9 protein-coding genes are annotated in these 7,968 nt (G+C 41.7%); all 9 read right to left on the bottom strand.

Translation table 11 applies throughout. The features are described from left to right. Positions 1-581, bottom strand: a 581-nt coding sequence (locus WN50_RS03900) for a tetratricopeptide repeat protein (RefSeq protein WP_160315348.1), incomplete at its 3' end; no start/stop codon positions are given. Between the two features lie 371 nt (positions 582-952). After that, complete coding sequence (locus WN50_RS03895; protein WP_046281798.1) at positions 953-2,404, bottom strand: glycoside hydrolase family 13 protein; 1,452 nt, start codon at positions 2,402-2,404, stop codon at positions 953-955. A gap of 46 nt (positions 2,405-2,450) precedes the next feature. Beyond that, complete coding sequence (locus WN50_RS03890) at positions 2,451-3,650, bottom strand: sigma-70 family RNA polymerase sigma factor (RefSeq protein ID WP_235440828.1); 1,200 nt, start codon at positions 3,648-3,650, stop codon at positions 2,451-2,453. 157 nt (positions 3,651-3,807) lie between these two features. Beyond that, positions 3,808-3,975 (bottom strand): zinc ribbon domain-containing protein, encoded by a 168-nt coding sequence (locus WN50_RS35800; RefSeq protein ID WP_082172293.1) that lies wholly within the window; start codon positions 3,973-3,975, stop codon positions 3,808-3,810. Positions 3,976-4,149: 174 nt separating this feature from the next. Beyond that, the gene (locus WN50_RS03885; protein WP_046281799.1) at positions 4,150-4,734 is read right to left on the bottom strand and encodes a hypothetical protein; all 585 of its coding nucleotides are present in this window, start codon (positions 4,732-4,734) and stop codon (positions 4,150-4,152) included. A 623-nt stretch (positions 4,735-5,357) separates the two neighbouring features. Then, positions 5,358-5,849 carry a CRISPR-associated protein Cas5 gene (cas5, locus tag WN50_RS03880; RefSeq protein WP_082172292.1) on the bottom strand — a complete coding sequence of 164 codons (492 nt, stop codon included), beginning with the start codon at positions 5,847-5,849 and terminating at the stop codon, positions 5,358-5,360. 5 nt (positions 5,850-5,854) lie between these two features. Continuing rightward, positions 5,855-6,454, bottom strand: a complete 600-nt coding sequence (locus WN50_RS03875; protein WP_152964697.1) for a hypothetical protein — start codon at positions 6,452-6,454, stop codon at positions 5,855-5,857. Next, the gene (cas8a1, locus tag WN50_RS03870; RefSeq protein WP_049557959.1) at positions 6,454-7,155 is read right to left on the bottom strand and encodes a type I-MYXAN CRISPR-associated Cas8a1/Cmx1; all 702 of its coding nucleotides are present in this window, start codon (positions 7,153-7,155) and stop codon (positions 6,454-6,456) included. Before cas8a1 ends, WN50_RS03875 begins: the two co-directional genes overlap by 1 nt. 8 nt (positions 7,156-7,163) lie before the next feature. Continuing rightward, on the bottom strand, positions 7,164-7,968 hold an 805-nt coding region (locus tag WN50_RS03865; RefSeq protein ID WP_281062662.1), incomplete at its 5' end, for a type I-MYXAN CRISPR-associated protein Cas6/Cmx6.

Raw genomic sequence — 7,968 nt, 5'->3', positions numbered from 1 at the left:
ATATAAAGGAGACCTAAATTACTTAATGAATTGATCAATAAAATATTATGTTCTCCACAATTATCTTGATAAATTGATAAAGCTCTCTTCTGAAGAGATTCGGATTCATAATATTTGTTTTGTATTCTATAGTTTTCTGCTAAACTATTAAGAATTTGAGCGACGGCTGGATGATTTTCTCCTAAAATAGACTCTCTAATTTCGAGAGCTTCCTTCAGAAAAATTTCAGCTTTGGTAGTATTATTAATTCTACTATTCAAATTAGCTAGTCGATTGTAAATTTCTGTAAGCTCGAGAGTATTTTCTCCGATCGTTTCTTGATAAATTGATAGAATACGTTCGGCTAAAGGAATAGCTTGAGCATACAAACCTTGATCATATAACTGTTTGATGGTTTGGTTCAGACGTTGCGCTTCAATCAGTTGGGGATTATTCAGTTGAAATGAAGAAGTTAATTGTTGACTTTGGGGAAGTGAATCACATGAATTGTTATTAGATTCAACTGTTTGAGCGCTCAGAGACTGTCCATTAACAGAACTTTGAGTGAATTCTTGTGTCAAAAAAGCCAGTAGTGAACTCATTAAACAGATTTTTGAGATTTTGATCAGAAATTTCCAATACATGAGTAGAATCCTGATTAATTTTAAAATGAAATTCAAAAAATAATCATACAAAAGACAATCGGCAAAAAATGGGTATCGGCAATTGATGAATTGCCCCTACAACTGTTAACTGTAAAGAACCCGCCCCCTAAAAAATTATCCTGAATTAATCGGACATAGCGCAGTGCTATAACTCGTGATCTTGCTTGACGATTTTTTGTACATCGTTGTATGTCATTCCCACTGCGATCGCGCTGTTCTTCACCGTTCAACGCCCCATGATATTTTCCACTGTAAACGAGATCGGAAAAGTTGGCTTCTGATTAATAAAATGGTAACAGTGAACAGAGTCACGCAACTGCTAAAATACAACCGCTACGTTCAGGCAGATTTAACGTTAAGTTTTCTCCTTCCCAAGAAAGTTCAGCATGACCATATAAAACTTTTTCAGGACGAGATTTGAGGGAACCTGCTTGCATCGTTATATTAACAGATTGAGTGGCACTATTAACGACAATAATCACTTCTTCATCCTCGAAAATCCGAGCAAACCCATAAACTAAACCTTCAGCAAACAAGATTTGATAACCGCCGATTTTTAAAGCCCGATATTGATGACGAAGATCAATTAACTGTTTATGATAATTCAGCGTTTGTTCATCCCAGGCCTTTTGAAAAGGAAATCCTCGCCGACTGTCTGGATCAAGTTCTCCGGCTAAACCCACTTCATCTCCATAATAAATGCTCGGCGCACCGGGAAATGTCAGTAATAATAAAGTCGCGAGTTCTACACTAGCTTTATCTCCATTAGCAACAGAGAGTAAACGAGCAGTATCATGGCTATCGAGTAGGTTCAATTGGGTGAGTTGAATTTCCCAAGGATAAAGGTTTAACAACTCGTGAATTTTGACCGCATATTCAGCCGCAGAAAGCGCTGGATAGGGATAATAAGAAAGCCCTTCTACTAAATCCATTCGGACTCGTTCTCCGGCTGTAAAGGCAATTGTAGGTGCTGTAAATAAATAATTCATCACACCGTCAAATTGGGTTCCATCCAACCAAGGACGAGAGTCTATCCATACTTCCCCGACAATATAAGCTTCCGGGTTAACGGCTTTGACTCGTTGACGAAATTCTTGCCAAAAACCCGGAGTTTTGATTTCAAAGGGAACATCTAGCCGCCAACCATCAATGCCAAATTCCAGCCAATATTCTGCAATCCGCATGATATATTCTCGCACTTCGGGATTATCATGGTTAAATGCAGGTAAAGCCCGATTTCCTGCCCAACCGACATAATTTGCAGGTTGGCTGCCATCATAGGGCGATAAAGGCCAGCCTTCGATTTTAAACCAATTTAACCAGGGAGAATAAGGGCCGTTTTCTAAGATATCGTTAAAGAAGAAAAAACCGCGACTGGCGTGGTTAAAGACTCCATCTAAGACTATTTTAATATGGCGTTCGTGAGCCGCATCAAGGAGTGCTTTGAGCGCTTTATTTCCGCCTAAAATTGGGTCAACTTGATAGTAGTCGTGAGTATGATAACGGTGATTGCAAGCTGACTGAAAAATCGGTGTAAAGTAGATGGCATTAATGCCGAGATCTTGAATATAATCTAATTTTTCGATAACAGCCCACAAGTCACCGCCTTTGTAGCCCTGGACAGTGGGGGGTGTATCCCATTCTTCCCAGTTGGGCATCATTAGAAATTCAGAGCGGGATTTTTCACTTTTGGCAAAACGATCAGGGAAGATTTGGTAGAATACGGCCTGTTTAACCCAATCTGGAGTTTGAATATTCATTAATCACCTTGATAATTTTCAGTTTTTATGGTAATCGAGGAAGCAGCTATTCCCACGAGTAACTGTGTAACCATTCTTCTAGAAGTATACTAATCTCAGCGATCGCTTCTGAGGTTAAATCTCCGCCTAAAGTGTTTTGTTTCCATTGGGCGAGGGCTTTGAGGAGGGCTTCTCTGGCTTTGCTGAGGCGCCTGGAAACAGTATATTGCTGGATCTCCAGTTGTTGGGCGATTTGCTGCTGGGTTAACTCTTGAGCGTAGTAAAGTTGCAGAATTTGTAAAACGTCAGGCTTGAGGCGTGCGAGAGCGTCCGTTAGAATTTGCTTGAGTTGGGTTTGTTGGGTTTGTCGATCTTGGGCTTCTTCTTGGGCGATTAATTCCGCTAACATGGGCTGACTGGGATCGGGGATGTCCTCAACAATTTCTCGCGTCTCTCCCTCTGCTTTGGGGATATTTAGGGAACTGACAGCCGGATAAAGATAGAGTCTGGCCCATTTAGCACATTGAGTCAGCAAACGTTCGAGAGTGGCGGGAGAACCGGATGGGATGTGTTGGGATAATTGCGTTTGTTTGTGTTGATTATACAGTTGGGCGATCGCTTCCCAGGTTGCCGGATCAGGTTTCGTCAGTTGACGGCTTCCAGTGGCTTGAGCGGGGACATAGAGGGTTTTGAAGCAAGTCCAAGCCAAAATATACTCTTCTAGTTGATTTTCTGAGCTAATTCCGGCGTTTTGTAGAGATTCTCGCAGTCGCTTCTGACTAAGTTTTCGTAAGAGCGCCCAGTCGCTACAAATATCGGTTTCTCGGCGTTGGCGAAGAATATCCCGAATGATTGACTTAAAAGCAACGCTGGCGTAATCTTTGAGCGTTGAACCGCGATCAGGGTTAAATCCATTGAGAATGCGTTCAGCTTGGGTGAGGGCGATTTGAAATAAATCTGCAAGACTCAAATTCATCCCGGCAAAGCCTGCTTTCACCGTTTTACGAGCGCTCCAGTAGCAAGCTTCTTGCAGGTAGGCCAGTAAATGGGCTTGGGCGGTTGAGGATGCCGTTTGCCACTGTTTATGCCAATAATGCACCCAAAACTTTTCTGATCCGGGAGATTGGGGCTGTGTCTTTAGACAGCGATCCATACTGCGACGCAGTTTAGGGTCAGTCACCCAACTGTTAAAATAATCCTCTGTAAATTGTATGAACGTGGAAAAAGTCTCAATCAAGCCTTGACGAGGACGCATGAATCCATCCATTTCGGGGGTTTGAAAAGATGTACAACTGGATTTTTCCTCAAACAAGGAGCCAGATGCACGCTTAAACGCTAGCTGCTATCGAAAACTGATATAACACGGTATAAACCGTATTAATGTTTCGTTCGGTGCCTCACCCCGGACTGTCGGCAGTACCCGGTCAGACAGGCTTAAACCGAATAGCCTCCGGCATCAATTCTAAATTTAGGCTCGCATTCAAATCACGGTCAATGCTTACACCGCAATTCTTACAATTGAACACTCGTTCTCTTTCTATCCTAGCGCTCAGGAATGGAGGAGAAGTTTTTTCGAGAAAACGGTCAAGCATTGCGCTTGAGGAGTGAGACAGGCGTTTTAGAGGCTTGTATTTCAGGAAGAATTCAGACTTCGAGCTTGATGAGCGGGTGTGAGTTCGGTGTGAGAGCCAAGATATTGGACAGATTCCGATGGGCTTGCTCGACTTCAAAGATTCTGGAGTTGACTGTTGTGATGCTGAAGACGGTTAAGAATTTTGTTCTAATTCTGCTAAGGCATAACGGGCGATCGCTAAACCCATTCTTGCTTGTTCGAGGTCAGATAAGTCTTGCCATTGTACTGCGGTTGCAGTATTTAGGGTAGATTCCAGTCGTTCGGTTTCTCCTCCCCGCATCGCGTAGGCAAAGGGACGGGCTAAAACCTGTAAGTCTTCTTCTTGCCAGTGCGGTAAGATCTCTTGGGTACACTGTACCAGTTGCTCGGCGAAGCTAGCTGACACATGACCGACTTGTTGCTTGAGGCGGATAGCGTTTTGAGCGAGTTGTTGGAGTAGGTGTTGAGGAACGCAGTCAGCAAATTTTCGCAGGAGAGATTTTTCTAGAGTGGTGACAGACCATAAATCTTCGACTTGAGTCAGTAGGGTTTGTAACCTCTGTTGTACATCTTCGTCGGTTAAACAATCACAGAGGGCGAGTTGTTCGTCGAGTTCACAAAGATCGAGTTCTGAGTCAAATTCAGAGAAGTTCCAAGCATAGGGCTGATCGCTATCAAACAGTGCATCCAGTAAATCCATCTCAGCTTGAATTTTGGGGGAAGGGGAAGAGTTTTTCATGAGTCTTTGTCCTTGATGTTCAAATGAGAGTCGTCTTGATGATTTTGGGAATAGATGGGGCTGAGAACGTTTGGATATCCACTGGATGAAAGTCTCTAGTTTACCCCGGTTTAGTCAATATTTAAAATTGAGAGCGTCAGATGAGTCAATGTTCAAACAGATATTACCCGGCACAGATTTACTTTCTTCTGGGCTATATAGATTTGTTGATCCTCAGCGTCAGTTTAATCGGTTCTTCGGCTAACTCTCCATTGTCTTTAGCAAGTTTTCCAGCTTGATGAAAAATTACCCAAAGTTTGCCGCACACGCCCCTACCTTCAGGTATGGGGATATAAGGCTCTTTCTAATGCTAGAATAACTCTACTGGCAGGGTATTCAACCAGTTGAAAAACCCAGCATCTAATCGATGCAATGAACCTTGAAAACTTAAGGTACGGGGTTCTTGCTCTGAATGCTTTGGCCATATAAAACCTTAAAGCACCAAGTACAGAGAATCAAGCATTTTTTTCTCAAGTACGGTAGGGCATACCGAAACTATCTCTGAAATGGGATGAACGACTGGGGAGACGAACCCCTCAAAGAGTAGGTTAGGAAACTAGCTTGCTGTAAGGGTTGTCAATGAATCAGTAATCCAAAGCCGTGAGGCTTGGAGAATCCCCTTTCTTTAGAAATGGGGAGTATGTCAATAAATCATCACTTTCCCCCAAGTACAGTACACCCCATCGTTTGATCGAGTCAGGATTTAATAATGCTTGTTCAAGTCTTTCTGGTAAACTTGGATTGTTTTTGTCTTGGTTTGACTTCACCCACACAATAAAACGAATATCCGTTAATACTTCTTGATAATCTGGTCGCTTATTCCCTTCGTGATTTTTGAGTTTAAACTTAAAGCGATGTACAGTCCTAATGGTTTTAGATTTGGCAGGTTGAGAGAGCATTGCGATCGCCAGTTGAACACCACAATGCTTTTCGAGATCCATTTCTCCAACCAAAGAAAGTAAGAGTCCATACACCGTTGAGTGAGGTGGATAGAGATAAGTCTTCCCATACTCTCTAGCATGAGATTGGCGAAAGGTAGCTGTGGGAACATCAATATAAATAGTCACCGATTTCATAATTTTTAATCCGACTCTGATGTTGATATTTTCAAATCTAAATCTTGAATAATTTTGTCCTTAAGTTCTTCTGCCATGTTTTTAACTACTTTAAAAATATGAGCATTTTCAATTTTGAGTTGATTGACAATTTCTCCACCAATCCATAATTCTTTGGCTTCAATATCTCCCCCATCCACTTGTTCGACTAATTTGGGAGCAATGACTTTCTGATTCTCATCATCCTGTTGAAAACAGTAAAGAAATCGAGGGGAATTATCGTTGGTCCAACTAAAAACAACACTTTCTGGGGAAAAGTCGAACAAAGAGTCGTTATAATGTCCACCGACTTGACCCAGATTAATCAAAGCATCGATCACATTAATGATACGAGATTTATTAATAAGGTGATTTGAATCTAGCGCAAAGCAATATTGATAGCAGGTGTTATGTACATTTGTGCGGTGAATAGAAAGATTGTCTTTTTCTCGACTATTGTAATATGTAAAAGTGGTTCCATCGTAAGGAGTCAAAGAAATAGCACGATTTATTCCCAACGCTCCTCGACGAGCATTAATTGTACCTTTTTGATTTTTTTTAGCCGCTTCGGTTTCCATAAATCCCATCACATCATCATCAATATAATCCTCGGCATTGTGACTCTTATTTTGTGGGATACGAATTCTTTGAACTTCATCCCATTTTTCGTAAACTGACTCTCCTTGTTCTTGGAACTGATAGCGAACTTTCCAACGAATACTGAAGGGAGAGATGGTTGTATGGGGTTCACATTGCCAGAGAATTTGTTGAAATTGACCGAATGATTGGCATCATTCGCATTGACCTTAAGCAATAAATAGAATTGCCAGGGGATCGAAAGGGTTATCAAAATTTCGAGAAATAAATAAGGTGCAATTTTCTCAATGTTGATTCCTAAACCTTTATATTGACTAGCGATTGAGGTTAAATTTTTGTTGTATTGTAATAAAGTTTGACTCAAAACTTCTTGCAAGTGAACTCTATTGATTAAGGACATCGATTGAGGATCTAACCCTGTTAATGAAATTAAGCCTCGCTCATCGATTTGAAATGCTTGTTTGAGTAGCCAATCCAAGACAGCCTTATCCTGCCCTTCCCAATCCAGACTAATGCTGTTTGGGGTCAATTCCCATGAGAGTTTTCCTAGACGTTGCGATGGGTGAGGAAATCGTTTTTCGAGTTGCTTTAAGGTCATCCATAATCCTAATATTCCTGCACGATGAATCAGGGTAGTATCGGATGCGTCAAGATGAAGGTAGATCTTAGATTGAATTGAAGTTGCAGTCATTTCTTGTCCTATCTATGCTTAAAAGGGACAAATACGCCACATCCCATTTTGGGTTTTCCTCCAATACCTTTTTCTTGGAGAGAGATCGATTCTCCACTGAAAAAGTCTAACGCCCCTTCCCGTCTTAACAACGCCGAAATTGCCCGATAGGTTGAACCCTGAGAATTGGTTAAATTCTGCAACCGTTCCTCCGTTAAAAAAGCTTCGAGTACCGTTGCGGGTACATTTCCACCCTGCAACCACTGGGGAACTTCAATCAAATCCTTTGCCGCTTTTCCTTCCCTTCCCCGTGAATAAGTTCCCGATGCCGCACCACAATAAAACCATTGTAAAACTTGAGTTCTCACCCAATCTAACTTGACCTGTTCTCCCAAAAGAACAAATAACGGCGCCATCACCACCAATTGCATGGGATAGGGTAAATCATCCGCGTCAAAAATTGCCTGTTCGTGTAAAAACCGTGCGGCTTTTTCTAACCCAATAGAAATCGGTTCCGACCATTTTTGATATTGGTCTTGGCTTAAATTCAAGATTCGATTCCGACTCATACTCACCGAGGGGAGTTGATCGGCAGAACTTCCCTTTTCTATTGCTTCCATCCGTTGAGTGTAGCTATCGATTAAAGCGATGGATTGTAAAAAATCACTGGGTTTTAACAGACGCAAGACCCGATAAGCTGCAAACCGCTTCTCCCGGTTTTGCCAATCGAAACGCAAATTAAAGTCTGAGGCGGCAAAGGAGGAGGTTAATAAATTAAACTGGGTGAGTTCTTGCTGTTTTTGGTTGTGCTTCTCAAAGATATAACAAACTGCT

It is taken from the genome of Limnoraphis robusta CS-951, assembly GCF_000972705.2.
The sequence above is the reverse complement of the archived record's forward strand: the minus strand, read 5'-3'. Positions and strand labels throughout refer to the sequence as shown.